This window comes from Xanthomonas sp. NCPPB 3174 (assembly GCF_056725205.1).
This window is the reverse complement of sequence record NZ_CM161517.1, coordinates 664,776-691,359: the sequence shown is the minus strand read 5'-3', so window position 1 is coordinate 691,359 and position 26,584 is coordinate 664,776. Positions and strand designations below refer to the sequence as shown.

General features: G+C 69.6%; 19 protein-coding genes and 1 other RNA gene. 13 read left to right on the top strand and 7 right to left on the bottom strand.

Annotated features, from left to right (window positions below):
- The first annotated feature begins 140 nt into the window (after nucleotides 1–140).
- The gene (locus AC1PK7_RS03135) at nucleotides 141–3,260 is read left to right on the top strand and encodes an efflux RND transporter permease subunit (protein ID WP_481099847.1); all 3,120 of its coding nucleotides are present in this window, start codon (nucleotides 141–143) and stop codon (nucleotides 3,258–3,260) included.
- Between the two features lie 149 nt (nucleotides 3,261–3,409).
- Here the strand turns inward: AC1PK7_RS03135 and AC1PK7_RS03130 are convergent, their stop codons facing one another.
- Nucleotides 3,410–4,096: a lectin gene (locus AC1PK7_RS03130; protein WP_481099846.1), complete on the bottom strand. Its 687-nt coding sequence runs from the start codon at nucleotides 4,094–4,096 to the stop codon at nucleotides 3,410–3,412.
- 224 nt (nucleotides 4,097–4,320) lie between these two features.
- Here AC1PK7_RS03130 and AC1PK7_RS03125 point away from each other — a divergent pair, with 224 nt between their 5' ends.
- Nucleotides 4,321–4,827: a hypothetical protein gene (locus AC1PK7_RS03125; protein WP_481099845.1), complete on the top strand. Its 507-nt coding sequence runs from the start codon at nucleotides 4,321–4,323 to the stop codon at nucleotides 4,825–4,827.
- Between the two features lie 72 nt (nucleotides 4,828–4,899).
- Here the strand turns inward: AC1PK7_RS03125 and hmgA are convergent, their stop codons facing one another.
- The 3 genes from hmgA to hppD all read right to left on the bottom strand — a co-directional run bounded on the left by hmgA (nucleotide 4,900) and on the right by hppD (nucleotide 7,816).
- Nucleotides 4,900–6,198 carry a homogentisate 1,2-dioxygenase gene (gene hmgA / locus AC1PK7_RS03120; protein WP_481099844.1) on the bottom strand — a complete coding sequence of 433 codons (1,299 nt, stop codon included), beginning with the start codon at nucleotides 6,196–6,198 and terminating at the stop codon, nucleotides 4,900–4,902.
- 18 nt (nucleotides 6,199–6,216) lie between these two features.
- The gene (locus tag AC1PK7_RS03115; protein ID WP_420010154.1) at nucleotides 6,217–6,546 is read right to left on the bottom strand and encodes an endonuclease domain-containing protein; all 330 of its coding nucleotides are present in this window, start codon (nucleotides 6,544–6,546) and stop codon (nucleotides 6,217–6,219) included.
- 202 nt (nucleotides 6,547–6,748) lie between these two features.
- Nucleotides 6,749–7,816 carry a 4-hydroxyphenylpyruvate dioxygenase gene (gene hppD, locus AC1PK7_RS03110; RefSeq protein ID WP_371183982.1) on the bottom strand — a complete coding sequence of 356 codons (1,068 nt, stop codon included), beginning with the start codon at nucleotides 7,814–7,816 and terminating at the stop codon, nucleotides 6,749–6,751.
- Between the two features lie 182 nt (nucleotides 7,817–7,998).
- On the opposite strand from hppD, the gene AC1PK7_RS03105 reads away from it, so the two are divergent.
- On the top strand, nucleotides 7,999–8,481 hold the full coding sequence (locus AC1PK7_RS03105; RefSeq protein ID WP_010341302.1) for a MarR family winged helix-turn-helix transcriptional regulator: 483 nt from the start codon (nucleotides 7,999–8,001) through the stop codon (nucleotides 8,479–8,481).
- Between the two features lie 133 nt (nucleotides 8,482–8,614).
- Here AC1PK7_RS03105 and AC1PK7_RS03100 read toward each other — a convergent pair whose 3' ends face one another.
- From AC1PK7_RS03100 to AC1PK7_RS03090, 3 genes are all read right to left on the bottom strand, one after another.
- A complete protein-coding gene (locus AC1PK7_RS03100; RefSeq protein WP_481099843.1) occupies nucleotides 8,615–9,214 on the bottom strand; it encodes a thioredoxin family protein in 600 nt (199 codons plus the stop codon).
- A 15-nt stretch (nucleotides 9,215–9,229) separates the two neighbouring features.
- Nucleotides 9,230–10,753, bottom strand: a complete 1,524-nt coding sequence (locus AC1PK7_RS03095; protein WP_420008855.1) for a peptide MFS transporter — start codon at nucleotides 10,751–10,753, stop codon at nucleotides 9,230–9,232.
- 294 nt (nucleotides 10,754–11,047) lie between these two features.
- The gene (locus AC1PK7_RS03090; protein WP_481099842.1) at nucleotides 11,048–11,959 is read right to left on the bottom strand and encodes a tryptophan 2,3-dioxygenase; all 912 of its coding nucleotides are present in this window, start codon (nucleotides 11,957–11,959) and stop codon (nucleotides 11,048–11,050) included.
- 206 nt (nucleotides 11,960–12,165) lie between these two features.
- Here AC1PK7_RS03090 and AC1PK7_RS03085 point away from each other — a divergent pair.
- From AC1PK7_RS03085 to AC1PK7_RS03040, 10 genes are all read left to right on the top strand, one after another.
- Nucleotides 12,166–12,241, top strand: a non-coding RNA gene (locus tag AC1PK7_RS03085) — sX9 sRNA.
- Between the two features lie 42 nt (nucleotides 12,242–12,283).
- Nucleotides 12,284–15,865 carry a lamin tail domain-containing protein gene (locus tag AC1PK7_RS03080; RefSeq protein WP_481099841.1) on the top strand — a complete coding sequence of 1,194 codons (3,582 nt, stop codon included), beginning with the start codon at nucleotides 12,284–12,286 and terminating at the stop codon, nucleotides 15,863–15,865.
- A 528-nt stretch (nucleotides 15,866–16,393) separates the two neighbouring features.
- Nucleotides 16,394–17,482, top strand: a complete 1,089-nt coding sequence (pdhA, locus tag AC1PK7_RS03075) for a pyruvate dehydrogenase (acetyl-transferring) E1 component subunit alpha (protein ID WP_481099840.1) — start codon at nucleotides 16,394–16,396, stop codon at nucleotides 17,480–17,482.
- Nucleotides 17,475–18,554, top strand: a complete 1,080-nt coding sequence (locus tag AC1PK7_RS03070; protein ID WP_019799772.1) for an alpha-ketoacid dehydrogenase subunit beta — start codon at nucleotides 17,475–17,477, stop codon at nucleotides 18,552–18,554. The genes pdhA and AC1PK7_RS03070 overlap by 8 nt, the downstream gene beginning before the upstream one ends.
- A gap of 1 nt (nucleotide 18,555) precedes the next feature.
- Nucleotides 18,556–18,906, top strand: coding sequence for an SH3 domain-containing protein (locus AC1PK7_RS03065; protein WP_010340973.1), 351 nt, complete (start codon nucleotides 18,556–18,558; stop codon nucleotides 18,904–18,906).
- Nucleotides 18,903–20,342, top strand: a complete 1,440-nt coding sequence (locus AC1PK7_RS03060; RefSeq protein ID WP_481099839.1) for a dihydrolipoamide acetyltransferase family protein — start codon at nucleotides 18,903–18,905, stop codon at nucleotides 20,340–20,342. Before AC1PK7_RS03065 ends, AC1PK7_RS03060 begins: the two co-directional genes overlap by 4 nt.
- A 617-nt stretch (nucleotides 20,343–20,959) precedes the next feature.
- Entirely contained in the window at nucleotides 20,960–22,531 is a 1,572-nt protein-coding gene (locus AC1PK7_RS03055; protein WP_481099838.1) for a M4 family metallopeptidase, read from the top strand.
- A gap of 50 nt (nucleotides 22,532–22,581) precedes the next feature.
- Complete coding sequence (locus AC1PK7_RS03050; RefSeq protein ID WP_481099837.1) at nucleotides 22,582–22,791, top strand: hypothetical protein; 210 nt, start codon at nucleotides 22,582–22,584, stop codon at nucleotides 22,789–22,791.
- Between the two features lie 46 nt (nucleotides 22,792–22,837).
- Complete coding sequence (locus tag AC1PK7_RS03045; RefSeq protein WP_481099836.1) at nucleotides 22,838–25,192, top strand: DUF4034 domain-containing protein; 2,355 nt, start codon at nucleotides 22,838–22,840, stop codon at nucleotides 25,190–25,192.
- An 83-nt stretch (nucleotides 25,193–25,275) separates the two neighbouring features.
- Nucleotides 25,276–26,553, top strand: coding sequence for a DEAD/DEAH box helicase (locus tag AC1PK7_RS03040; RefSeq protein WP_481099835.1), 1,278 nt, complete (start codon nucleotides 25,276–25,278; stop codon nucleotides 26,551–26,553).
- Nucleotides 26,554–26,584: the final 31 nt, after the last annotated feature.

Genomic DNA, 26,584 nt, shown 5'->3' with positions numbered 1-26,584 from the left:
GATTGGGGAGTCGGGATTCGGGAGTCGTGGCGCGCGTGCGGCGTCATGTTCCCGGGAATCCCGGATGGAGTGAATGAGCCGGCAGCACACCGGAATGCCGCTTCCCGAATCCCCAATCCCGACTCCCCAATCCCCGCCCCATGAACATCTCCGCGCCCTTCATCCGCCGTCCCATCGGCACCGCGCTGCTGGCCATCGGCCTGTTCGTGATCGGCATGATGTGCTACCTGCGCCTGGGCGTGGCGGCGCTGCCGAACATCTCGATCCCGGTGATCTTCGTGCAGGCCAGCCAGGCCGGCGCCGACGCCTCGACCATGGCCGCCACGGTCACCGCGCCGCTGGAGCGGCACCTGGGCCAGGTGCCCGGCATCGACACCATGCGCTCCTCCAGCTCGGAGGGGAACAGCCAGGTGTTCATGGTGTTCCAGAGCAGCCGCAACATCGATTCGGCGGCGCAGGACGTGCAGACCGCGATCAACGCCGCGCAGGCCGACCTGCCCTCCGGCCTGGCCACGCCGCGCTACCAGAAGGCCAATCCCAACGACGACCCGGTCATCGCCATCGCCCTGACCTCGGACACGCAGTCGGCCGACGAGTTGTACAACGTCGCCGATTCGCTGCTGGCGCAGCGCCTGCGCCAGATCACCGGCGTGGCCTCGGTGGACATCGGCGGCGCCTCCACGCCGGCGGTGCGGGTGGACGTGAACCTGCGCGCGCTCAACGCCATGGGCCTGACCCCGGACGACCTGCGCAATGCGGTGCGCGCGGCTAACGTCACCTCGCCCACCGGCTTCCTCAGCGACGGCGCCACCACCACGGCCATCGTCGCCAACGACGCGGTGGCCAAGGCCGCCGACTTCGGCCAGGTGGTGATCAGCCAGCAGCAGGGCCGCGCAGTGCGCCTGCGCGACATCGCCAACGTCTACGACGGCCAGCAGGACGCCTACCAGGCGGCCTGGTTCGGCGGCAAGCCGGCGGTGGTGATGTACGTGTTCACCCGCGCCGGCGCCAACATCGTGGAGACGGTGGACCGGGTCAAGGCCGAGATCCCGATGCTGCGCAGCTACCTGCAGCCGGGCACGAAGATGACGGCGTACTTCGACCGTACCCCGACCATCCGCGCCTCGCTCAACGAGGTGCAGGCCACGCTGATGATCAGCCTGGCGATGGTGGTGCTGACCATGGCGCTGTTCCTGCGCCGGCTGGCGCCCACGCTGATCGCCGCGGCCACCGTGCCGCTGTCGCTGGCCGGCGCGGCGCTGGCGATGTACGTCATGGGCTTCACCCTCAACAATCTGAGCCTGCTGGCGCTGGTGATAGCGATCGGCTTCGTCGTCGACGATGCGATCGTGGTCATCGAGAACATCATGCGCCACCTCGACGAGGGCATGTCGCGGCTGGACGCGGCGCTGGCCGGCGCGCGCGAGATCGGCTTCACCATCGTCTCGATCACCGCCTCGCTGGTGGCGGTATTCATTCCGATCCTGTTCGCCAGCGGCATGATCGGGGTGTTCTTCCGCGAGTTCACCGTCACCCTGGTGGCGGCGATCTGCGTCTCGGCGGTGGTCTCGCTCACGCTCACCCCGGCGCTGTGCAGCCGCTTCCTGTCCGCGCACGCCGAGCCGGAACAACCCGGCCGCTTCGGCGCGTGGCTGGAGCGCATGCATGCACGCATGCTGCGCGTGTACACCGTGGCCCTGGACTTCTCGCTGCGCCACGCGCTGCTGCTGGCGCTGACCCCGCTGCTGCTGATCGCGGCCACGGTGTTCCTGGCCGGCGCGGTCAAGAAGGGCTCGTTCCCGGCGCAGGACACCGGCCTGATCTGGGGCCGCGCCACCTCCAGCGCCACCGTGTCCTTCGCCGACATGGTCACCCGCCAGCGCCGCATCACCGACATGCTGATGTCCGATCCGGCGGTGAAGATCGTCGGTGCACGCCTGGGCAGCAGCCGCCAGGGTTCCAGCGCCAGCTTCAACATCGAGCTCAAGCGCCGCGACGAAGGCCGCACCGATACCACCGCGCAGGTGCTGGCGCGGCTCAGCGCCAAGGCCGACCGCTACCCCGACCTGCAGCTGCGCCTGCGCGCGATCCAGGACCTGCCCAGCGACGGCGGCGGCGGCACCAGCCAGGGCGCGCAGTACCGCGTCTCGCTGCAGGGCAACGACAACGCGCAGTTGCAGGAGTGGCTGCCCAAGCTGCAGGCCGCGCTGAAGCAGAACCCCAAGCTGCGCGATGTCGGCACCGACGTGGACAACGCCGGCCTGCGCCAGAACATCGTCATCGACCGCGCCCTGGCCGCGCGCCTGGGCGTATCGGTCGGCGCCATCGACGGCGCGCTGTACGGCGCGTTCGGCCAGCGCCAGATCTCCACCATCTACTCCGACCTCAACCAGTACAGCGTGGTGGTCAACGCGCTGCCGGACCAGACCGCCACGCCGGCGGCACTGGACCGCATCTACGTGCCCACGCGCAGCGGCACGATGATCCCGCTGACCGCGGTGGCGCGCCAGGTCCCGGGCCTGGCGCCGTCGCAGATCAGCCACATGAACCAGTACACGACCATGGACCTGAGCTACAACCTGGCGCCGGGCGTGAGCACCGGCGAAGGCGATGCGATCATCGCCGCCACGGTGGCCGGGCTGCGCATGCCCGGCGACATCCGCATCGCCGACGGCGGCGGCTTCGGCGTGCAACTGCAGCCGAACTCGATGCTGGTGCTGGTGCTGGCCGCGATCGTGGTGGTCTACATCGTGCTGGGCATGCTCTACGAGAGCCTGGTGCACCCGGTGACCATCCTCTCCACCCTGCCCGCCGCCGGCATGGGCGCGCTGCTGGCGCTGTGGGTCACCGGCACCGAGCTGTCGGTGATCTCGATGATCGCGCTGGTGCTGCTGATCGGCATCGTCAAGAAGAACGCGATCATGATGATCGACTTCGCCCTGGTCGCCGAGCGCGAACATGGCAAGACCCCGCTGGAGGCCGCACGCGAAGCCTGCATCGTGCGCTTCCGCCCGATCATGATGACCACGATGGTGGCGATCCTGGCCGCGGTGCCGCTGGCGGTAGGCCTGGGCGAAGGCTCGGAACTGCGTCGCCCGCTCGGCATCGCGATGATCGGCGGCCTGCTGATCTCGCAGAGCCTGACCCTGCTCAGCACCCCGGCGCTGTACGTGATCTTCTCCTGCCTGCGCGAACGCTGGTACGCCCGTCGCGCGCGGCGGCGCGAGCGCCGGCAGCTTGTGGCCGGGATTCGGCATTAGGGATTCGGGAGATGAGCCGGGATTGGAGAGTCGGGATTGGGGATTCGTAAAAGCGGGGAACACGCAGCGTTATGGCTTATGTAAGCCCGTGTCTTTCAGGCACTCGGTAAAGCTGCCTTTGCGAATCCCAAATCCCAAATCCCGGCCCTTCAGCCACATCCTTCCACGTAATCCACCTGCGGCGGCAAACCCACGCGCCAGGCAACGACCTTGCCGGCCGCGTCGGTCTCGAACACCAGCACGCCGGGTTGGCCGGGCTCGCCACGCACGCGCAGCAGCTTGGCGCCTTCGACGTACTTGTGCGGTTGCTCCTCCAGGCGGCCGGCGTACAGCGCGCGCAGGTTAGCCAGGTCCATGCCGACCTTGCCGCCGCCCGGCGCGGTTTCCTTGGCGGTGCGCACGTCGTAGCGCACCAGTGTGTCGTCTTCGACCATCAGGCCGAACTGGTGGTTGCCCTTGGCCCAGCGCGGACGCAGCACGTAGCAGCTGCTGCCGGCGCTGGGCTGGCCGTCGAGTTCACCGCCCCAGGCCGCGCGGGCCTGCGCCGCGCGCATGCCCAGGCGCAGGTCGCCGTAGCCGTCGATGCGCGCCAGTTGCCGGTCGCCGGCGGCCAGCTCCGGCGGCAACGCCGAGGCCGGCGCCTGCGCCGGCGGCACGTCGCCGTCGGGCTGGTCGATGTCCGGCGGCGGCAAGGCGCCGTCGTCGGCTGCGGCGGGTGTCGGAGCCGGAGCCGGCGCGGACGGTGCAGGAGGCGCGGCCGGCGACGCGGGTGGTTGCCGGTCGCAGGCGGCGAGTGCGAGCAGCAACACCGCCACGCCTGGTTGAATCGGCTTCATCGCACTTCCTCGCTGGACCAGCGCATAGGCTAGCGTGCATGCCCTCGCCCTGCACGGCAGCGGCGAAACACTGCCAGGCACGCGGCCGAGCACCCGCGTCCCGAACCGGCGTTAGAGCACACCGACGGCAAGCCGGCCGCCGGCACCGACACGCCAGCGCATCGCCCCTGTCATCGGCATTTCACCGCTGCGCGCCAAGCTGCGCGCCTACCGACCCCGCCGCCATGCATCCGCGCAAGACCGCCCTCGCCCTTGCGGCACTGCAATCGCACGATGCGCCGCTGGACATGCGCCAGCGACGCGTGCTGATCCTCGCCGACGGCCAGCGCAGCCTAGAGGAACTGGCCACGCTGGGCGGCCGCGGGGCCGATGCGATCGTGCAGGGGCTGCTGCAGCAGGGTTATCTGGACGACGGCCGCAGCAGCGCCGCCGCACCGATGGCGACAAGCGCCCCTCCACCACCGGCCGACCCGCGCCGCGCCCTGCTCAATGCGCGCATGTATCTGCTGGACCTGCTGCAATTGCAGCGCCATCCGGCCTCGCCGGCGCTGCAGCAGCAGTTGCGTGCAGCGCGCGAGGAACACGACACCCTGCGCGCGATCGGGCTGGCGCTGCGCACGATGCCGGAGATGACCTCCGAGCGCTACGCGCAACGCATCCGCGAGCGCGTGCTGGAGATCCTGCCGGCATCGCTGCACCGCGCGCTGGCGACCGCGGCGGAGGCCGCCTGAGCGTCGCGATGACGTCCGCGGCAGCGGTTGCCTCGGCACCAGCCTGAGCGGCGCGGCCGCGCCCGCGCGTGCTCAGGGCACGCGGAAGTGCCGGCGCAGACCCTGCCAGCACTGCTGGTAGTCGCGCTGGCGATGCACGGCGTCCAGCGCCTGCGCGGTCGGGCGCAGCACCGCGCGGGTCTCGAACATGAAGGCCATGGTGTCGGCGATGACGTCCGGCCGCGACAGATCGGCCTGCGAGGCCTTGTCGAAGGTGGCCGCGTCCGGGCCGTGCCCGCTCATGCAGTTGTGCAGCGACGCGCCGCCCGGGGCGAAGCCGTCGGCCTTGGCATCGTAGACGCCGTGCACCAGGCCCATGAACTCGCTGGCCACGTTGCGGTGGAACCACGGCGGCCGGAAGGTGTGCTGCGCCACCAGCCAGCGCGGCGGGAAGATCGCGAAATCCATGTTGGCGGTGCCGGGCGTGTCGCTGGGCGCGGTCAGCACGGTGAAGATGCTCGGATCGGGATGGTCGAAGCTGATCGAGCCGATGGTGTTGAAGCGGCGCAGGTCGTACCTGTACGGCGCGTAGTTGCCGTGCCAGGCGACCACGTCCAGCGGCGAATGCCCGATCGGCGCGCGCCACAGATGGCCCTGGAACTTGGCGATCAGTTCGAAGTCGCCCTCGTCTTCCTCGTAGGCGGCCACCGGGGTCAGGAAGTCGCGCGGGTTGGCCAGGCCGTTGGCGCCGATCGGCCCCAGGTCCGGCAACCGCAGCAGCCCGCCGAAGTTCTCGCACACGTAGCCGCGTGCGTTGCCATCGGGCAGCTCCACGCGGAAGCGCACCCCGCGCGGGATCACCGCGATCTCCTGCGGCGCTACTTCCAGCGTGCCCAGTTCGGTGCACAGGCGCAGTTGGCCGAGCTGCGGCACGATCAGCAGTTCCGCGTCCGCATCGTAGAAGAAGCGGCCCTGCATCGAGGCATTGGCCGCGTACAGGTGCACCGCCACGCCATGCTGCGCCTCGGCCGAGCCGTTGCCGGCCATCGTGTACAGGCCATCGACGAAGTCCACCGGCGTCTCCGGCAGCGGCAACGGACTCCAGCGCAACTGGTCCGGCGGCACCGGGCAACGCTGGAAGTCGTTGTGGAACGCACCGGCACGGTCGTAGGCGACGAAGCCGCCGTGCATCACTGCCGGGCGGATGCGGTATAGCCAACTGCGCCGGTTCACGCCGCGCGGCGCGGTGAACGCGGTGCCCGACAACTGCTCGGCGTACAGGCCGTGGGCCACGCGCTGCGGCGAGTTCTGCCCGACCGGCAACGCGCCGGGCACCGCCTCGGTGGCGAATTCGTTGCCGAAGCCGGACATGTAGCGATGATGGTCATGCATATGCTTGAGCCTTGGATATCAAGCCCCTCTCCCACCGGGAGAGGGGTTGGGGTGAGGGTACGGCGACCCAGTGGCGTCGCAAATCACCTGGATCACGGCATCTTTCGAAAGCAGCACGTCGTTGTTCCAGAATCGAATGACGCGCCAACCTTGCGACTCGAGCCAACGCGTTCTTGTGGCATCGCGTGGTCCGGTATGTTGCGCGCCATCGATTTCGACAATCAGCTTTGCCGCCACACAACAGAAATCTGCGACATACGGTGGGATCGGGTACTGACGCCGGAACTTCGCACCTTGCAACTGTCCGCTTCTCAGACAACCCCATAGTGCGCGCTCGGCGTCGGTCATGGTGCGACGTAGGTGGCGTGCGTGTGCCAGTGTCGATGTGGGTAGCGGCGGTTTGATCGTCATGACCCCCACCGTACCCTCACCCCAACCCCTCTCCCGGTGGGAGAGGGGCTACAACGGCTGTCGGAAGTCTCCGCGCTGCGCTGTCAGCATCTGCCGGCTTCGAGCACGCTGGCCGTCAGCCTCCGCTCGCCGTCATCCCTCAAAGCACGCCGCGCTTCATCTGGTCGCGCTCGATGCTCTCGAACAGCGCCTGGAAGTTGCCTTCGCCGAAGCCTTCGTTGCCCTTGCGCTGGATGATCTCGAAGAAGATCGGGCCGATGCAGTTCTGGGTGAAGATCTGCAGCAGCTTGCGCTGCTTGGTCTCCGGGTCGGCGTCGATCAGGATCTTGTTGCGCGCCAGCCGCGCCACGTCCTCGCCGTGGTTGGGAATGCGCTGGTCGATCACGTCGAAATAGGTGTCCGGGGTGTCCAGGAACTCGACGCCGGCCGCGCGCATGCGCTCGACGGTTTCGTAGATGTCGTCGGTGAAACAGGCGATGTGCTGGATGCCTTCGCCGTGGTAGGCGTCCAGGTACTCGTTGATCTGGCTCTTCGGGTCCGACGATTCGTTGAGCGGGATGCGCACCACGCCGTCCGGCGCGGTCATCGCCTTGGACACCAGCCCGGTCTTGGCGCCCTTGATGTCGAAGTAGCGGATCTCGCGGAAGTTGAACAGGCGCTCGTAGTAGTCCGACCAGCGCTGCATGTTGCCGAAGTACAGGTTGTGGGTCAGGTGGTCGATGAAGGTCAGGCCGAAGCCGGCCGGATGCTGCTCGGCGCCGGGCACCGGCTCGAATCCCTCGTACACCGACCCCTTCTCGCCGTACTTGTCGACCAGGTACAGCATGCAGTCGCCGATGCCCTTGACCACCGGCGCCGGCACTGCGCGGGTGTCGGCCTTGTCGGCGATGGCTTCGCCGCCGTTCTCCAGCACCTTGGCGAACACCTCGTCGGCCGGGTGTCGGAAGCGGATCGCGAAGCCGCAGGCGCAGGGGCCGTGCGCGGCAGCGAAATCGGCGGCGAAGGAATCCGGTTCCTCGTTGACCAGGAAATTGACCCCGCCCTGGCGGTACACGGTGATCGCGCGCTGGCGATGGCGCAGCACCGCGGTGAAGCCCATGCTGCGGAAGTACGCGTGCAACTGCTCGCCCTGCCCGGCCGGCGCGGCGAATTCCACGAACTCGAAACCGTCGATGCCCATCGGGTTCTCGAAGGTGGTGACCTGCATGCCGAGGTTGGTCGGCTGCGACGGATGCTGCGCTTGTGCATTCATGACGCGTCTCCTGGTGGGGGGAGTCGCGGCGGCCGGGCCGAAATTTCGGATGCGGACGGGCGCCAGACTCGCGAGAATGGACCGTAGTATCCTCCGTTATAGTTACAAGTGAAACCACCAGCAAGGTGCAATGCAGCATGACGATCGCCACGCCCGCCCCGACGCCCGACTCGCCCTCCCTGGATCTGGAACGGTTCCTGCCGTACCGGATCAGCGTGCTGTCCAACCGCATCAGCAGCAACATCGCCCGCGTCTACGGCGAGCGCTACGGCATGGCGGTGACCGAGTGGCGGGTGATGGCGGTGCTGGCGCTGTATCCGGGCCTGTCCGCTGGCGAGGTCTCCGAGCGCACCGCGATGGACAAGGTGGCGGTGAGCCGGGCGGTGGCGCGGCAACTGGAGCGCGGGTTCATCCAGCGCGAGACCCATGGCGACGACCGCCGCCGCTCGGTGCTGCACCTGACCGCGGCCGGGGTGGAGGTGTACCAGGTGGTGGCGCCGATGGTGCTGGAGTGCGAGCGGCGCCTGCTGGCGCCCTTCAGCGAGGACGAGCAGCGCCTGCTGAATCGGCTGATCGACCGCCTGGCGGCCGAGGGCCTGCCGAGCATGACCGGGCGCTGAGGCGTCGGGGGGCGCGAACGGCGGGCCTGAAACACTGTAGGAGCGGCTTCAGCCGCGACCGTGCATTACTGGGAACGCCCAGTCGCGGCTGAAGCCGCTCCTACGAAATCACGAAAGCGCGCTTCGCGACCGCTCAGGCCTTGGGCGGCGCCCATTCCTTGAGGAAGTCCGAGAACTTCTTGCGGTCGTAGTCCTTGCCCTTCTGCAGGTCGGCGAGTATCTGCGAGTGCAGCAGCTTGCCGTCGGCGTCGAGCACCAGCAGGTGCGGGAAGTCGACGATCTTCGGGTACTGCGCCATGAACGCCTCGTTCTTGTTGGCGTCGCTGACGTTGACCTTGACCCAGACGAAGTTGGCGTCGCGGAAGCTGCGCAGCTCCGCATCGCCCTCGATGAAGGTGTCCAGGGTGTGGCACCAGTCGCAGGCCTCGTTGCCCACGTCGAGCAAGATGCGCTTGCCGCCGCGCTTGGCCTCGACCATGGCGGTCTCCAGGTCGTCGGCCGGGTTGCGCTGCGGGTCGAACTGCGCGCCCAGCGCCTTGGCCGCGGCGATGTCGGCGGCGGCCGGGGTATTGCCCGAGGCCACCGGCTGGTTGGGATCGGCCACCGGCGGCTTCTGCACCGAGGTGTCCAGCGGCTTGGCCGGCGCCTGCTCGTCGGGCGGCGCCGTCTGGCTGCAGCCGCCCAGGGCCAGGATCGCCGCCAGGGCAGCGCAGATCGTCTTGTTCATCGCCATTGCTTGGTCCTCACGTTACTTCACACCGTGCATCAGTCGGTTGATCAACGGCGCGATCAGGAACAGCAACACACCCGAGCCAAGCAAGGCCCAGAAGCCGAACGTGTAGCCCTTCAACGCCGATTCTACGGTCATGCCGCTCTCGCCGCTGACGCCCGCGGCGAAGATGCCGGACAGGTTGTTGCCGATGGCCGTGGAAAGGAACCAACCGCCCATCGCGAAGCCCACCACCTTGGTCGGTGCCAGTTTCGTCGTCATCGACAGGCCGATCGGCGACAGGCACAACTCACCGACGGTCTGAATCACGTAGACCATGAACAAGGTCCAGAAAGGAATCTTGCCGCTGCCATCGACCAGCGAGGACAGCGCGTACATCAACAACGCGAACGCCAGACCGTTGAAGATCAGGCCCAGGCCGAACTTGCGAGGAATCGACGGATTGGCCGACTTCAGCGCCACCCACAACCACACGAATACCGGCCCCAGCACCAGGATCGCCAGCGTGTTGACGGACTGGAACCAGCCGACCGGGAACACCCAGCCGCCCAGGTCACGCTCGACGATGTTCTGCGCCAGGAAGTTGAACGAACTGCCCGCCTGCTCGAAGAACATGAAGAACATGACGTTGAACACGAAGACGATCAGCATCGCGATCGAGCGGTCGCGCGGTATCCGGCCCTCGCGGATACCCTCGACCAGGATCATGGCGCACAGCGCCACGAACAGGGTGGTCAGAATCCAGCCGAGGATGCCGGCATCGATGAGCAGCAGGCCGTAAGCCAGCGGGATGACCAACAGCGTCGCGACCAACACCCCGATGGTACGTCCGATACCTTCGCCGCCCACCGGCGGCTTGCCGACGGGGCCGAGCTGGTGACGACCCACCCAGAACCACACCAGGCTGATCAACATGCCGATGCCGGACGCGATGAAGACGTACTTGTAGGCCGGCATCGCCTCGCTGCCGAACAACTTGTCCGCCAGGAACCCCGTCAGGATCGGCGCCAGGAAACCACCGGCGTTGATGCCCATGTAGAAAATGGTGAAACCCGAATCGCGCCGCGGGTCGGAGAGCGGATACAGCTTGCCGACCATGGTGGACACGTTCGGTTTGAACAGGCCGTTGCCGGCGATGATCGTGGCCAAGCCGATCTTGAACACCTCTTGGTTCGGTACCGCGATCAGGAACAGGCCGACCGACATGACCACGGCCCCGATCAACAGAGAGCGCTGATAGCCGATCAACCGATCGGCAACGAAGCCGCCGAACAGCGCCGACGCGTAGACGAGCGCCAGATACGCGCCGTAGAGCTTGTTGGCGGGCGCCTCGCCGGCGCCGGAGCCATGGTAGAACTCGGACACGATGTACAACGTCAGCGCCCAGCGAATGCCATAGAACGCGAAGCGTTCCCAGAACTCGGTCATGAACAGCAGCCACAGCGGACGCGGATGGCCCAGCAGGGTCTTGAATTCGGGCGGTTGCGCTGACGGCGGTTGCGGTGAGGCGGGATTGTTCGACGCGACGACGTCAACGCTCATGCGGTGTTCCCTTGCGTATTCAGGATGGGCTGGGGCGGTGCGGCCGGCCAGGCCGGGCAACGGACGAGGATCACCGAGCGACGGCGTGGCGTCAAATGTGGCGAGAGAGGCGGGTCCCGAGACTCGGGACCTGGGACCCGGAAAAGCAGCGGGCCTTGAGCCGAAAAAACGCGGCGCGAGCGCGACGCGGAGCCATGACAAAACGGCGCTCGCGCGGCAATGGCCCCCGCCATCGCCAGAAGACTCCGTGCCTGCAACGCAGCAATGCCGGCGGCACTCGCCACACGCGCCGGGTTACAGCGGGGTCGTCGCTCCACCCGGAACCTCGGCCCCGGGTCCCGCGTCCCGGCCCTCCAGCCCCACCGAGGTCCGCACCTCGAACAGTTCCGGGAAGAAGGTCAGCGCCAGCGCCTGCTGCAGGAAGCCGACGCCGCTGGAACCGCCGGTGCCGCGCTTGAAGCCGATCACCCGCATCACCGTGCGCATGTGGCGGAAGCGCCACAGCTGGAACTGAGTCTCCAGGTCCACCAGGTCCTCGCACAGCGCGTACTCGCGCCAGTAGCGGTCGGTGTTCTCGTAGATGCGCTCGAACACCGGGCGCAGCAGCGGGTCGCTCACATGCGGCTGGCGCCAGTCGCGGGCGTGGTACGGCGCCGGCACCGCGTGGCCGAAGCGGGCCAGGTAGCGCAGGAATTCCTCGTACAGGCTGGGCGCTTCCAGCACCGCCTGCAGCGCCGCCTGGCCCTGCGGGTCGTGATCGAACACCGGCAGCATCTGCGCGTTCTTGTTGCCGAGCATGAATTCGATGGTGCGGTACTGCAGCGACTGGAACCCGGAGGACGGCCCCAGCACGTCGCGGAAGCCCATGTACTCGGACGGGGTCAGGGTCTCCAGCACCGACCACTGCTCGGTCAGCAGGCGCAGCACCTGCTTGCTGCGCGCCAGCACCTTGCGGCACTGCCACACCTGGTCGCGCTGCAGGTGCGCGATCGCCGCCCCCAACTCGTGCGCCAGCAGCTTCAGCCACAGCTCGGAGGTCTGGTGCTGGACGATGAACAGCAGTTCGTCGTGGTGCGGCGGGTTGGACAGCGGCTGCTGCGCCGACAGCAGCCGATCCAGGCGCAGGTAGCCGCCGTAGGTCAGCCGGCCTTCCAGGTCGGTGTGGATGCCGGCTTCGAGCGGGCGCTGGTTCTGTTCGACGGGCATGGGCGGCAGGCGTGGGGTGGCGCGGGTGTTCCGGGCCGGCAAGGGTACCGCAGCGACGAATGTCACACATTGGTCAGCACCGGCTGACAAACTCCGGCACAATCGTCGGCGGCGCCTGGGGGGCGCCGTCACGTCATCTGCGTAAGAGCGGCAAACGAAACGACTGCGCAGCCACCAGGCGGGCGCGGACGGTGCTCGGAATCCTCATGTACCACTCGTACACTGCGGTTCCTCCGCGCCGTCCGCACCCACCTGGCGACTGCTCGCTACGTTTCGTTAGCCACTCTTGAGTCCACGTCTTCAAGGATTGGGGAGATCTTGTTCATGCGAACCATGCTGCTTCGAGCTGCAGTGTTGTCGTGCGCGCTGGGGGGTGCCGGGTACGCCCAGGCCCAGGTGGTCATCAGCCAGGTCTATGGCGGTGGCGGCAACAGCGGCGCCACCTACAAGAGCGATTTCGTCGAATTGCACAACAACGGCAGCGAGGCGGTGAGCCTGGCCGGCTGGTCGGTGCAGTACGCCTCGGCCGCCGGCAGCAGCTGGCAGGTCACCACGCTGAGCGGCAGCATCGCGCCGGGCGGCTATTACCTGGTCAAGCAGGCCGACGGCAGCGGCGGCAGCACCGCGCTGCCCACGCCCGACGCCACCGGCACCATCGCCATGAGCGGCACCGCCGGCAAGATCGCGCTGAGCAAGGCCAGCGCCGCGCTGAGCGGCGCCTGCCCGGCCGGCAACGCCGACTTCGTCGGCTACGGCAGCAGCGCCAGCTGCGCCGAAGGCAGCGCCCCGACCGCCGCGCCCAGCAACACCCTGGCGGTGCTGCGCGGCAACGGCGGCTGCACCGACAGCGACAACAACAACGCCGATTTCGCCACCGGCGCACCGAACCCGCGCAACAGCGCCGCGCCGGTCAGCCTGTGCGGCGGCGGCAACCTGCCGGTGGCCAGCGTGGTCAACGTCAGCCGCGCCGAAGGCGACAGCGGCAGCACCGCGTTCGTGTTCACGGTGACGCTGAGCCAGCCGGCCGGCAGCGCCGGCGTCACCTTCACCGCCGCCACCCGCGACGGCACCGCCACCGCCGGCAGCGACTACCAGGCGCTGGCCGCGACCCAGGTGACCATCGCGGCCGGCGAAAGCAGCGCCGAGGTGCGCGTGCTGGTCAACGGCGACACCAGCAACGAACCGGACGAAACCTTCTACCTCGACATCAGCGGGGTCAGCGGCGCGCTGCCGGCCACGCTGACCGCCAGCGGGGTGATCCTCAACGACGACTTCAACCTGGTGCCGATCCACAGCATCCAGGGCAGCGGCGCGCGCTCGCCGCTGGTCGGCCAGGTGGTCGCCACCAGCGGCATCGTCACCGCGCGACGCAGCGCCGGCTTCTTCCTGCAGACGCCCGACGCCCAGGCCGACGCCGACCCGCTCACCTCCGAAGGCATCTACGTCTACACCGGCAGCGCGCCGCCGGCCGAGGCCGCAGTGGGCAACGCGGTGCGGGTGCAGGCCACGGTGGTCGAATACGTGCCCAGCACCGACCCCAGCCAGCCGCCGCTGACCGAACTGAGTTCGCCGACGGTGCTGCTGCAGTCCACCGGCAATCCGCTGCCGGCCGCGGTCGAGCTGACCACCCGCTTCCCCGACCCGAACGGCGCCTACGACCAGCTCGAGCGCCTGGAAGGCATGCGCGTCACCGTGCCCAGCCTGACCGTCAACACCCCGACCCTGGGCAACGTCAACGAGACCAACGCCAGCGCCACCAGCAACGGCGTGTTCCATGCCGTGGTCACCGGCCTGCCGCGCGCCTGGCGCACCGCCGGCGTGCAGCAGCCCGACGCGCTGCCGGCCGGCTCGCCAAGCGACGTGCCGCGCTGGAACACCAGCCCGCAGGTGATCGCGGTCGGCAGCGCCGGCCTCGGCGGCGAGCGCATCGACGTGGCCGCCGGCTGCACCGTGCTCGGCGTCAGCGGCCCGCTGGACTACAGCTTCCGCCGCTACACGATCTATCCGGAAACCGCGCCCACCGTGCAGTGCAACGGCGCCGACCAGCCCAAGCCGGCCCCAGCGCCGCAGGCCGACGACGTCAACATCGCCACCTACAACATGGAGCGCTTCTTCGACGACCAGAACGATCCGGCGATCGGCGAACCGGTGCTGACCGCGGCCGCCTACCAGGCGCGCCTCAACAAGGCCTCGCTGGCGATCCGCAACTACCTCAACACCCCCGACATCCTCGGCACGGTGGAGATCGAGAACCTGAGCGTGCTGCAGACCCTGGCCGACCGCGTCAACCGCGATGCGGTGGCCGCCGGCCAACCCGATCCGCAGTACGTGGCCTACCTGCAGGAAGGCAACGACGTGGGCGGCATCGACGTCGGCTTCCTGGTCAAGACCGCGCAGGTCGGCGCCGGCATCGCCCGCGTCGAGGTGGTCTCGGTGAGCCAGGAAGGCAAGGCCACCACCTGGACCGAGCCCAGCGGTACGGTCAGCCTGCTCAACGACCGCCCGCCGCTGCTGCTGAAGGCGGTGGTGCATTTCGCCGACGGCCGCACGCTGCCGCTGACCGTGGTCGAGGTGCACCAGCGTTCGCTCAACGGCGCCGAGACCGACGACGCCAGCGGCCAGCGCATCCGCGCCAAGCGCCAGGCACAGGCGGTGTTCCTGGCCAACCTGCTGCAGGCGCGCCAGGCCGCCGATCCGAGCGAGCAGTTGCTGGTGATGGGCGACTTCAACGCCTTCGAGTTCAACGACGGCTACGTCGATGCGATGGGCACCATCACCGGCCTGCCGGCGGCGGACGCGCAGACCGTGGTGCCCGGCGACGGCGCCACCCTGGTCGATCCGGCGCTGTACAACCTCACCCTGCTGTCGACGCCGGACCAGAGCTACTCCTACGCCTACGACGGCAACGTGCAGTCGCTGGACCACATCCTGGCCAACCGCGCGCTGATGCGCTCGGTGCAGATCGCCGGCCTCAGCGAAGCCCACGCGCGGCTCAACGCCGACTTCCCGGCCGTGGCCCGCAACGACGCCAACTCGCCGGCGCGGCTGTCCGACCACGACCCGGCGGTGGTGCTGATCAAGCTCAAGCCGCTGGAGCGCGCCGACCTGAGCCTGCGCGTGAGCGCCGCCAACGCGTCGGTCTACGCCGGCGACACCATCCGCTACAGCGTGGACCTGGCCAACGCCGGTCCGGACGCGGCGCGCGCCGCCGCGGTCGCCTTCGCCCTGGACGCGGCGGTGACCCCGAGCGTGACCTCCGCCCCGGGCTGGGACTGCGCCGCGCCGGAGGTGGCCGCGCAGACCGTGGTCACCTGCAGCACCGCACAGTTCGCCGCCGGCACCACGCCGCGCTTCGAGGTAGCGGTGCCGGCCGGCGCCGCCCTGGTCGGGCGCAGCCTGAGCCTGGCCGCGTCGGTGGCCTCGCAGACCGAGGATCCCAACCCTGGCGACAACGGCGGCAGCGCCACGGTGGCGGTGCAGGCGCGTCCGGCCGGCGACCTGGCGGTGTCGATCGACGGCCCGGCCACGCTGCCGTTCCTGGCGTTCTTCGCCGACTACCGCATCGATGTGCGCAACCACGGCAATGCGCCGGTGCAGGGCGCCAGCCTGGAGATCGATGGCAGCACCCTGTCGGCGCTCACCGCGCTGGTGCCGCCGCGCGGCTGGCAGTGCGTGCGGCAGAACCACGGCCTGCGCAGCGCGCGCTTCCATTGCCGCAGCGGCGCCGACCTGGCGCCGGGCGCCAGCGCCGCGTTCCGCCTGAGCCTGGCGACGCGGCCGCTGCCGGCCGACCGCCAGATCGTGATTGGCGCCAGCGCCGGCTCGACCTCGGCCGACGCCGATCCCAGCGACAACAGCGCGCGCTTCAGCACCTACGTGGAGGGGCTGCGCCTGTTCGGTCGCTGATCGCGGCAAGCGGTGCAAGTGCAAGGGCGTGGCCGCAAGGCCACGCCCTTTTTGCTTGGGGCAATGCCACCCCGGTGCTGGTCACGTGCTGCCGACATTCAGCGGCTCCCAGGCGCCATCGCGTAGGAGCGGCTTCAGCCGCGACCGGGCATTCCCGGGAAGGCCCGTCGCGGCTGAAGCCGCTCCTACGGGACAAGCGCCATGCGCGGCGCCAGCGCTGAGCGCTGCTCTGGGGCGCGCATGCACGCCTGCCTCCTGTCCGTTCCTAGGCGTCCGCGCGCTTGCATGCGCGCCAGGACGACGGCGTTGCCACCGCCACCGGTGGACACCCACGCGCACATGAACGGCATGCATCGCACTGCAACATCGTCGATACCCAACGCCATCAATCGGCAACGCGAGAGGACCACGCTTTTCTTGTGCGATACGGCATCGCCGCGTGCTGCGGTGCACGACGGCTTTTGTGCACGGCTTCCTTAACATGCCGACTCATATCATTTGAAACTTGTTGTCGAGAGCGCCATCGCCATGCCCATCGCCGCCCAGTTCGAAATTGAGTTCCTGCAGTACCTCGACGCGGGCGGCCAGCCGGTCCGCGACGCGCTTCCGGCCGATTCGGCCAACCCGCAGACGCTGCTGGCGCTGTTCAAGCAGATGCTCTACGTGCGCACCTTCGACAGCAAGGCGGTGGCCCTGCAGCGCACCGGCAAGCTGGGCACCTACGCCTCCTGCCTGGGCCACGAGGCCACCCACGTCGGCATCGGCGCGTCGATGCGCCGCGGCGACGTGCTGGCGCCCAGCTACCGCGAGTACGGTGCCATGTTCATGCGCGGCGTGCGCCCGCGCGAAGTGCTGCTGTACTGGGGCGGCGACGAGCGCGGCAACGACTATCAGCGCGATTCCGACGCCGCCCGCGACTTCCCGATCTGCGTGCCGATCTCCACCCAGTGCCTGCACGCCGCCGGCGCCGCGCTGGCGTTCAAGCTGCGCGGCGAGCAACAGGTGGCGGTGGCCACCTGCGGCGACGGCGGGTCGTCCAAAACCGACTTCTACGCCGCACTCAACTCCGCCGGCGCCTACCAATTGCCGCTGATCCTGTGCGTGATCAACAACGGCTGGGCGATCTCGGTGCCGCGCAACGCCCAGACCGGCGCGCAGACCCTTGCGCAGAAGGGCCTGGCCGGCGGCCTGCACTGCCTGCAGGTGGACGGCAACGATCTGATCGCGGTGCTGGAAGCGATGCGTCAGGCGCGCGAGCGCGCGCTGGCCGGCCACGGCGGCACGGTGATCGAGTTCATGACCTACCGCCTGTCCGACCACACCACCGCCGACGACGCGCGCCGCTACCGCGACGATGCCGAGGTCAAGCAGGCCTGGGAACGCGAGCCGCTGCTGCGCCTGCGCGCCTGGCTGAGCGCGCAGGGCTTGTGGAGCGAGGACGAGGAAACGGCGTGGAAGCAGGAATGCGCGCGCCTGGCCGACATCGAGCTCAACGCCTACCTGGAGACCCCGGTGCAGCCGGTGGAAGCCATGTTCGACTACCTGTACGCCGACCCGCCGCCGGACCTGCTCGCGCAGCGTGCCGAGGCCATCGCCCTGGAGCAGCGCCATGGATGAGCTCAGCCCTCGCCTCGCCGACCACGCGGCCGCGTCTGCGGCCGGCACCGCCCACAGCGCGGCGACGTCGCGCGGAGACACTCCGATGACCAGCACGCCCATTACCCTGATCGAAGCGGTGACGCAGGCGCTGGCCTGGGAACTGCAGCACGACCCGTCGGTGCTGGTACTGGGCGAGGACGTGGGCGTCAACGGCGGCGTGTTCCGCGCCACTGCCGGCCTGCAGCAGCGCTTCGGCGCCCAGCGCGTGCTCGATACCCCGCTGGACGAAACCACCATCGCCGGGCTCAGCGTCGGCCTCGCCGCGCAGGGCATGAAGCCGGTGGCCGAGGCGCAGTTCGACGGCTTCGTCTACCCGATGGTCGATCACCTGATCTGCCACGCCGCGCGCCTGCGCACCCGCACCCGCGGCCGTCTGCACTGCCCGCTGGTGCTGCGCGTGCCGTGGGGCGGCGGCATCCGTGCGCCGGAACACCACAGCGAAGCCAACGAAGCCATCTTCACCAACGTGCCCGGCCTGCGCGTGGTGCTGCCGTCCTCGCCGCAACGCGCCTACGGCCTGCTGCTGGCGGCGATCCGCGAGCCGGATCCGGTGATCTACATGGAGCCCAAGCGCATCTACCGGCAGTACAAGGAAGTAGTCGCCGACGACGGCGAGGCGCTGCCGCTGGACGTGTGCTTCGTGCTGCGCGACGGCACCGACGTGACCCTGGTCGCCTGGGGCGCGCAGGTCAAGGAAGCGCTGGAGGCGGCCGACCGGCTCGCCGCCGACGGCATCAGCGCCGAAGTGATCGACGTGGCCACGCTGCGCCCGCTGGATTTCGACACCATCGCCGAATCGGTGGCGCGCACCGGCCGCTGCGTGATCGTGCAGGAAGCCCCGCGCAGCGCCGGCTTCGGCGCCGAGATCGCCGCGCGCCTGGCCGAGCAGTCGATGTACGACCTGGTCGCGCCGGTGCAGCGCGTGACCGGCTACGACACCCATATCCCGCTGTTCCGGCTGGAAATGAAGTACCTGCCGAGCACCGACAAGATCGTCGCGGCGGCCAAGCGGGCGATGGCCGCGGGTTGACATGCAGGCACGTTTGATCAGCGATTACCGCGCCGCCTATCCGCATCCGATCCGCATCGCCGCCGGCGAGCGGATCGCGCTGGGCGTGCGCGACGAAGAGTGGCCCGCGTTCGTCTGGATCACCAATGCCGCCGGCAGCGCCGGCTGGGCGCCGCTGGCCTGGCTGCAGCCGACCGGCGACGGCCATGCCGTGGCGCTGCGCGACTATGACGCGCGCGAACTCGATGCCGCGCAGGGCGACACCGTCGTCCTGCATCACGAATACGGCGACTGGTGGTGGGCCGAGCGCGCCGACGGCACGCAGGGCTGGCTGCCGGCACGCGACCTGGAACTGCTGGAAGAGACCACATGAGCCAAACCAAGAATTTCAATCTGCCCGACCTGGGCGAAGGCCTGCCCGACGCCACCATCGTCGAGTGGTTCGTCAAGGAAGGCGACACCATCCGGCTGGACGAGCCGCTGGTGTCGATGGAAACCGCCAAGGCGGTGGTCGAAGTGCCCTCGCCGGTGTCCGGCAAGGTGCTGAAGCTGGCCGGCGCGCCGGGCGACATCGTCGTTACCGGCAGTATGCTGGCGCAGTTCGCGCCCGACCCGAACCTGCCGCAGCGCGCCGAAGGCCAGGACACCGGCCATCACCACGGCGGCGCGGCGTCGGTGGCGTCCGGCAAGGGCGCCGGTGCGGACACCGCCGCGGCCGACGACCGCGTGGTCGCCTCCGACGACGGCGGCGAACTGCACGACGCCGACAACGCGCAGACCGCCGGCGAGCGCGACGATGCCGGCACCGTGGTCGGGGCGATGCAGAGCTCCAACACCGTGCACAGCGAGCAGGCCGTGTCGGTCGGCGGCGTGCGCGCGATGCCGGCGGTGCGCGCCCTGGCCAAGAAGCTGGGCGTGGACCTGGGCAGGGTGCGCGCCAGCGGCGCCGACGGCGCGGTGACCCTGGCCGACGTCAAGCAGGCCGCCGCGGATGGCTCGGCGAAAGCCGGCGCCGTCGTAGGAGCGGCTTCAGCCGCGACCCTACGCCATCCCGCCGTCGCGGCTGAAGCCGCTCCTACGGCAGCCCGCACACCCCAAGCGGCGCCCGCGCGCACGCCGCTTTCCGCCGCCGGCAAGCCGATGCGCACGCAGCCGCCGGGCGTGGCCGTGCAGGGCCAGCCCGAGCCGCTGAAGGGCGTGCGCCGCAACATGGCGCGGGTGATGGCGGAGGCGCAGCGCCAGGTGGTGCTGACCACGCTCAACGACGATGCCGACCTGCACGCGTGGACGCCGGGCAACGACACCACCGGACGCCTGGTGCGCGCGATCGTCGCCGCCTGCCAGGCGGTGCCGGCGCTCAACGCCTGGTTCGACGGCGAGGCGCTGACCCGCACCCTGCACGCGCACGTGGACATCGGCATCGCCGTGGACACCGACGACGGCCTGTTCGTGCCGGCCCTGCGCAATGCCGACATGCTCGATGCGCGCGGCGTGCGCGAAGGCATCAACCGCCTGCGCCAGCAGGTGGAGGCGCGCAGCATCCCGGCCTCGGAGCTGAGCGGCTACACCATCTCGCTGTCCAACTTCGGCATGTTCGCCGGCCGCTACGCCACCCCGATCGTGGTGCCGCCGTGCGTGGCCATCGTCGCCGCCGGCCGCGCCCGCCACCAACTGGTGCCGGTGATGGGCGGCGTGGAGACGCACAAGATCCTGCCGCTGTCGCTGAGCTTCGACCACCGCGCCTGCACCGGCGGCGAGGCCGCGCGCTTCCTGCGCGCGATGATCGACGACCTGGCGCTGCCGGCCTGAGCGCCGGCCACCTTGCAGATCAGCCAACCTGCCTGAGACCAGACGGTGCATCTGCTGCGCCTGACGCAGCAGATGCACCGCCATGGCGGCATGCACCTCCATTGTGGGAGGGACTTCAGTCCCGACGCGACGAACGAAAGGGCGACTGGGTTCGAGCCCTTCTGCAGCGGAGGCTACGCAGAGGCGCGCGTGGTCTCTGCTGTCTTCTACACACTACGGGATGCTCCCCCGAGCAATTCCTGCACAGCGCGTCGGGGCTGAAGCCCCTCCCACAAGTGCAGTGACCAAGCGCTATCAGCGGCTTGGGTTTGGTGCTGGGATCGCTTCGCATGCATTCGGTGCACATCCGCCGACCTGCATGCACCGTGATGGCGAACCGCCTCGGCTCGATTGCGCATCACACTCGCGGGTACGGCGATACCGCATCCGCCCGATCCAAAAATTCTGAACGCAACCTGTCTACCACGCGACGCAGCGACGCCGTTATGGTCGCTGCACAGGGGAGGCACTGCGCCGATCGGCCGCACTGCCATGAAACGTCATGCCACGCACCGCGCCACGGCCGCTTCGCTGCCGCGTCGGCGCGTCCTTCCTTCTTGCGCTCGAGGATTCCGCACATGACCCAGTCGCTTCGTCATCGCCCGTTGGCACTGCTGCCGTCCCTGCTGCTTGCGCTCGCCGCCACCTCCGCCCACGCGGCGGAGCGCGTCGACCTGCACGCCAAGAACCCGGACACGCTCGGTAGCCAGTACCGCAGCGCCGCCGCCCGCGTCGGCGGCATCCCGGCCGCACCCGCGTTGCGCCATGCCGAACTGATCGGGCTGGATGCCGAGTCCGCCCTTACCCTGCTCGGCAGCAGCGAAGATGCCGACGGCACCGTACACCGCCGCTACCAGCAGACCTTCCGCGGCATTCCGGTGTGGGGCGAGCAGGTGATCGTCAGCGAACGTGCCGACGGCAGCGTGCGCAGCCTGTTCGGGCGCTCCGTCGCCGGGCTGGCCAGCGAACTGCCGGCCACCGCCGCCAATGCCGCCAGCGCCTCGCTGAGCGCCGATGCCGCGCTGCGCGTGGCCCAGCGCGCCACGCTGGGCGCCGCACAGGCCGAGCGCCGCATCGAACGCGCGCAGGCGCCGCAGATGATCTATCTCGACGACAGCGACCGCGCGCACCTGGCCTACGTGGTGTCGTTCTTCGCCGATGCGCCGCAGGGCGGTGCGCCGAGCCGGCCATTCGTGATTGTGGACGCGCGCAGCGGCGCCATCCTCAAGCAGTGGGACGCGCTGACCACGCGCGATGCCACCGGCCCCGGCGGCAACGCCAAGACCGGCCAGTACGAGTACGGCAGCGACAGCATCCACGGCTTCCTGGAGGTGGACGACAACTGCCGCATGCAGAACACCAACGTCAAGTCGGTGAACCTCAACGGCGGCAGCTCCGGCACCACCGCGTACCAGTTCACCTGCCCGCGCAATACCTACAAGACCATCAACGGCGCCTACTCGCCGATCAACGACGCGCACTACTTCGGCGGCGTGATCGAGAAGATGTACCGCAGCTACGTCGGCGTGGCGCCGCTGACCTTCCAGCTGGTGATGCGCGTGCATTACGGCACGCGCTACGAGAACGCCTTCTGGAACGGCTCGACGATGAACTTCGGCGACGGCAACACGCGCTTCTATCCGCTGGTCAGCGCCGACGTCGCCGGCCACGAGGTCTCGCACGGCTTCACCGAGCAGCATTCCAACCTCACCTATTCCGGCCAGTCCGGCGGCATCAACGAGGCGTTCTCGGACATGGCCGGCGAGGCCACCGAGTACTACCTCAAGGGCACGAACGACTTCAAGGTCGGCACCGAGATCTTCAAGGCCAACGGTGCGCTGCGCTACATGGCCACCCCGACCCAGGACGGCAGCTCGATCGACAACGCCGCCAACTATCGCAGCGGCCTGGACGTGCATTACTCCTCGGGCGTCTACAACAAGGCGTTCTACACCCTGGCCACCACTTCCGGCTGGAACACGCGCAGCGCGTTCGAAGTGTTCGCCCGCGCCAACCAGCTGTACTGGACGCCCAGCACCACCTTCAACAGCGGCGCCTGCGGCGTGCAGACCGCGGCCAGCGACCTGAGCCGTTCGGTGACCGCGGTGCGCAATGCCTTCGCCGCCGTCGGCGTGAGCTGCCCGCAGTAACGTCCGCAGTGCACGCCCGACCATCCACCACGGTGGCCGGGCGTGTGACGATGGCGATCGGCAAGCGCGTGCATTGCACCGCCCCACGCCGACACAGCGCTGCCGAGAGCGCGGCGATCGTCACGCAAGCGCCGCGTGGCCGAGCCCTGCACGTGCGTGCTGTGCGCATCGCCGGCACGCACCCGCGGAAGCGCAGCGATCGGCCCGCGCAGCACCCGCATGGCCGCGGCGATGACGCCATGGCGACGACGGTGCGCTAACGGCGCTGCCCTATACTGCGCGCCCCACTCGACGCCCCATGTCGGCATGTCGGTCGTCTGCATCGTGACGCCGCGCGTGCGATCCACGACGGCAGACGGCGCCCCCCAGTTCCGTGCCCGTTTTCGTCTTCTCTTCCCTGCGTCCAATGCCGCCTTCACCGCCAGCCGCCACCGCGGACGGCGCAGCGCCTGCACGCAAGCGAGTTCTCCGCCCCCAACGACAGCGCCGTCTGCGAGCGCATGGCGCTCCGCACCTGCACCGCCACGCCGCGCCGGAACCGCACGGGGCTTTGCCGTCGGCACGCGGTGCCGTCGCGATCCGCAATGGCGAGACGACATGCCTGCGTCACCCGCATGCGCCGACCGCCTGCACCGCAACGGCACGGGCTGCCCTTATCACTTCCTTTCCGATCCGAGACGTCCCATGCATCCCGCCATGTCCGTCGCGCAAGCCGTGCGCGCCGATCTGACCCCCTTCCAACATGACCTGCTCGCCCAACGCTTCGACGCGGTGGACGCGCAGTTGCGGACGCTGCTCGCCGCGACCGATGCAGCCGGCGAGGCGAAGTTGTACACGCGGGTCGTGGAAGAGACCGGTGCACTCGCGGCCGCCCGCCCCGGTGCGCTGCCAGCCCTGCTGGACGCATGGCAACAACAGTCTCCGGACAGTCTGGCACCGCGGCTCCTGCGCTGCGCCTGTTGGGAGCGGCGGGCGCTGCAGGCACGTGGCACGGGTTGGGCGGAAGGCGTCGACGCGACGCAGTGGCAGACGGTGCGCCACGCGCAATGGCGCTTGTTTGCAGACGCGCTGCAGCTGATGACGCGGTCTTCGCTGCCGTGGGTCCTCGGCACGCTGCTCACCCGCAGCGTGCAGGTCTTCGGCGAACCGGACTGGCTGACGCGCTGGCGATGCGACGGCGTGCATCCCAGCGACAACGACACGCTCGATGCGGCGGATGCGCGTGACCTCGCGTCCCTCGGCCTGCCCGAAGTACTGCCCGCGCCACTGCGTGCGCCGGACGGAGAGCCAGACCCCGATGAGCCGGTGCCGCCGGCGTGGTTCTGGCTGTCGCTGACGCTGCGCCACAGCGGCCATGGACTCGCGGCCTTGCTGTCCTACGCCACGCTGCACACCCCACGCTGGGGCGGCAGCCGCGAAGAGATCCTCGCGCTGGCCGAAGGGCCGCTGGCCGCTCGCCTCGACCCTGGCGAACGCCAGCGCCTGCGCCTGGTCGCCTGGCTCGACGCGATCGACGTGGACAGCATCGACACCGACGACGCCGAGGCGATCGCGCAAGCGGTGCAACACGGGCATGCCATGTTGCAGCGGACGCACGACGATGGCGACCGAGCGCAGCTGCATCTGCAGTTGGCGGAGCTTTACAGCTTCGCCGAGCAGCCGGACCAGGCCGTTCCCCACCTGTCGGCCGTCGCCGCGTTGCCGGCGCCGTTGCGCCTGGACGATCACCAACTGCTGCGGGCGTTGCATGCTGCGGTGCATGGCGGACACCTGCAGGCCGACTGGCTGGGCGCCCTGGCCGCGCGCAGCTGCACGCAGAGCGCGCATGCGGCCGTGCTCTACGGCCTGCTGTGCGATACCGGCTGGGGAGGCGTGCAGCGCGATCCAGCCATCGCCGAGGCGTGGTACCGGCACGCCGCCACGCTCGCACCGTTGCCCGCGCCGGAAGAGGTGTGTCCGTTCAACGACGTCTACTACGCCTTCGACGAGCAAGTACAGCACGGTCCACTGCACCACATGGCCAACTGCGGCGCCGAACTCGGCTATCCGGAAATGCAGTTCGCCCTGGGCTATCGCTACTTCGAGGACGAGGACCGCTACGACCCGGCGCTGGCGATCCACTGGTACCGGCGCGCGGCCGAACACGGCTTTCCGCGGGCCGCGTACAACCTCAGCCTGGTGTACGACCGCGGCATCGAGCAGGGCGGTATCGCCGGGCTGGCACCGGACGAACTGGTGCGTCTGTCCAACGACTGCGAGATCGCCTGCCTGGAAGCCACCGCGGCGATGCCGACGCTGTCCGAACGCGCGATCCGCCGCGCCAATGCCTGTGTGCACGGCCTGCGCCACTTCCTTGCCCACCACGACGACGACCCGGCGCGGGTCGAGCGCGCCTTGGGCGTGCTCACCCGGTTCGCGCACGCCGGCTGGGAGGAGGCCATGCGCGGCCTCGGCTACTTCCATGGCACGACCTCCAATCCCACCTGGCAGGACTTCGACCGTGCGGTGCGCTGGTGCGAGGCGGCCTGCCGGCTGGCGCCGGACGATGCCGACAACCTGGCGCTGCGGCAGACCCTGCAGGGCGACGGCTGGCTGGCGAAGCGGCGCTATGCGCGCGCGGCGGCGCGGGCCGCTGAGCGGGCGCCCGATCTGCTGCACTGAGCGCGCCTTCACCCGTCCGCGCGCGGTCGGCGATACTGCACGCCCGCCGTGACCCGCATGGCCTGCCGCTGCCCCTCTCCCCGATGTCGTTCGCTTCCCTCGGTCTGTCGTCCGCGCTGTATCCCGCCTTCGCCGCCGCGCTTGCGCGCGCCGGCTGGCAGACGCCCACGCCGATCCAGCGGCAGGCGGTGCCGCTGATCGTCGCCGGCCACGACCTGCTGGCCATGGCCCAGACCGGTTCCGGCAAGACCGCGGCGTTTGCCTTGCCGTTGCTGCAGGCCTGCGCACAGGCGGACAGGCCGGCGCGCTCCACCCGCGTGCTGGTGCTGGTGCCGACCCGCGAACTGGCGGTGCAGGTCGCCGACAGCTTCGTCGCGCTGGGCCTGGAACTGCCGCGGCGGCCGCGGGTGGTGGTGGCGGTCGGCGGGGTCTCGATCAATCCGCAGATGCTTGCACTGCGCGGCGGTGCCGACGTGGTGGTGGCCACGCCCGGGCGCCTGCTGGATCTGCTGGAGCAGCGCGCGCTGCAGTTGGACGCGGTGGCGCACCTGGTGCTGGACGAAGCCGACCGTCTGCTCGACCTGGGTTTCGGCGCCGAACTGGAGCGGCTGCTGCACCTGTTGCCGCCGACGCGGCAGACCCTGCTGTTCTCGGCCACCATGCCGGCGTCGATCGCGGCGCTGGCCGCGCGCCTGCTGCGCGCGCCGCGGCGGATCGGCGACGCCGCCGACGCCGCGACGATTCCGGCGACGCTGCGTCAGCGCGCGATCGAGGTCGACAGCGACCGGCGTCTGGCCCTGCTCCAGCATCTGTTGGACCACGAGGCCTGGCCACGGGCGCTGGTGTTCGTGGCCAGCCGGCGCAGCACCGAGCAGGTCGCCACCGCCCTGAGCAAGGCCGGCATCGCCGCACAACCGCTGCACGGCGACCTCGCCCAGGGCCGGCGTCAGCGCACCCTGGACGCGTTCCGTCAGCAACAACTGCGCGTGCTGGTGACCACCGACCTGGCCGCGCGCGGCATCGACATCGCCGCGCTGCCGGTGGTGGTGAACTACGACCTGCCGCGTTCCACCGCGGACTACACCCATCGCATCGGCCGCAGCGCGCGCGCCGGCGCCGAAGGCCAGGCGCTGAGCTTCGTCGATGCCGCCAGCGCGGCGCATCTGCGCCTGATCGAGAAACGCCAGGGCGTGTACGTGCCGCGCGAACGCATTCCCGGTTTCGAGCCGACGCCTGCACCGGCACTGGCCGCCGCGGAAGCCACCACCTCCACCGGTGGCGTCAAGGGCAGGCGGCCGAGCAAAAAGGACAGGCTGCGCGCGGCGCGTGCGCAGGGCGGCGAACCACCCGCGAGCGGCTGAGTCGCGCGGCATGGGCTCCGACGCGCGGGTG

Coding starts and splice junctions, on each gene's coding strand:
- AC1PK7_RS03070 (WP_019799772.1), top strand. CDS start 17,475: ATGGATGAGCTCAGCCCTCGCCTCGCCGACCACGCGGCCGCGTCTGCG.
- AC1PK7_RS03055 (WP_481099838.1), top strand. CDS start 20,960: ATGACCCAGTCGCTTCGTCATCGCCCGTTGGCACTGCTGCCGTCCCTG.
- AC1PK7_RS03050 (WP_481099837.1), top strand. CDS start 22,582: ATGGCGATCGGCAAGCGCGTGCATTGCACCGCCCCACGCCGACACAGC.
- AC1PK7_RS03115 (WP_420010154.1), bottom strand. CDS start 6,546: ATGACCGACGCCGAGCGCGCACTATGGGGTTGTCTGAGAAGCGGACAG.
- pdhA (WP_481099840.1), top strand. CDS start 16,394: ATGCCCATCGCCGCCCAGTTCGAAATTGAGTTCCTGCAGTACCTCGAC.
- AC1PK7_RS03095 (WP_420008855.1), bottom strand. CDS start 10,753: ATGAGCGTTGACGTCGTCGCGTCGAACAATCCCGCCTCACCGCAACCG.
- hmgA (WP_481099844.1), bottom strand. CDS start 6,198: ATGCATGACCATCATCGCTACATGTCCGGCTTCGGCAACGAATTCGCC.
- AC1PK7_RS03065 (WP_010340973.1), top strand. CDS start 18,556: ATGCAGGCACGTTTGATCAGCGATTACCGCGCCGCCTATCCGCATCCG.
- AC1PK7_RS03125 (WP_481099845.1), top strand. CDS start 4,321: ATGCATCCGCGCAAGACCGCCCTCGCCCTTGCGGCACTGCAATCGCAC.
- AC1PK7_RS03080 (WP_481099841.1), top strand. CDS start 12,284: ATGCGAACCATGCTGCTTCGAGCTGCAGTGTTGTCGTGCGCGCTGGGG.
- AC1PK7_RS03040 (WP_481099835.1), top strand. CDS start 25,276: ATGTCGTTCGCTTCCCTCGGTCTGTCGTCCGCGCTGTATCCCGCCTTC.
- AC1PK7_RS03100 (WP_481099843.1), bottom strand. CDS start 9,214: ATGGCGATGAACAAGACGATCTGCGCTGCCCTGGCGGCGATCCTGGCC.
- AC1PK7_RS03135 (WP_481099847.1), top strand. CDS start 141: ATGAACATCTCCGCGCCCTTCATCCGCCGTCCCATCGGCACCGCGCTG.
- AC1PK7_RS03105 (WP_010341302.1), top strand. CDS start 7,999: ATGACGATCGCCACGCCCGCCCCGACGCCCGACTCGCCCTCCCTGGAT.
- AC1PK7_RS03130 (WP_481099846.1), bottom strand. CDS start 4,096: ATGAAGCCGATTCAACCAGGCGTGGCGGTGTTGCTGCTCGCACTCGCC.
- hppD (WP_371183982.1), bottom strand. CDS start 7,816: ATGCAGGTCACCACCTTCGAGAACCCGATGGGCATCGACGGTTTCGAG.
- AC1PK7_RS03060 (WP_481099839.1), top strand. CDS start 18,903: ATGAGCCAAACCAAGAATTTCAATCTGCCCGACCTGGGCGAAGGCCTG.
- AC1PK7_RS03045 (WP_481099836.1), top strand. CDS start 22,838: ATGTCGGTCGTCTGCATCGTGACGCCGCGCGTGCGATCCACGACGGCA.
- AC1PK7_RS03090 (WP_481099842.1), bottom strand. CDS start 11,959: ATGCCCGTCGAACAGAACCAGCGCCCGCTCGAAGCCGGCATCCACACC.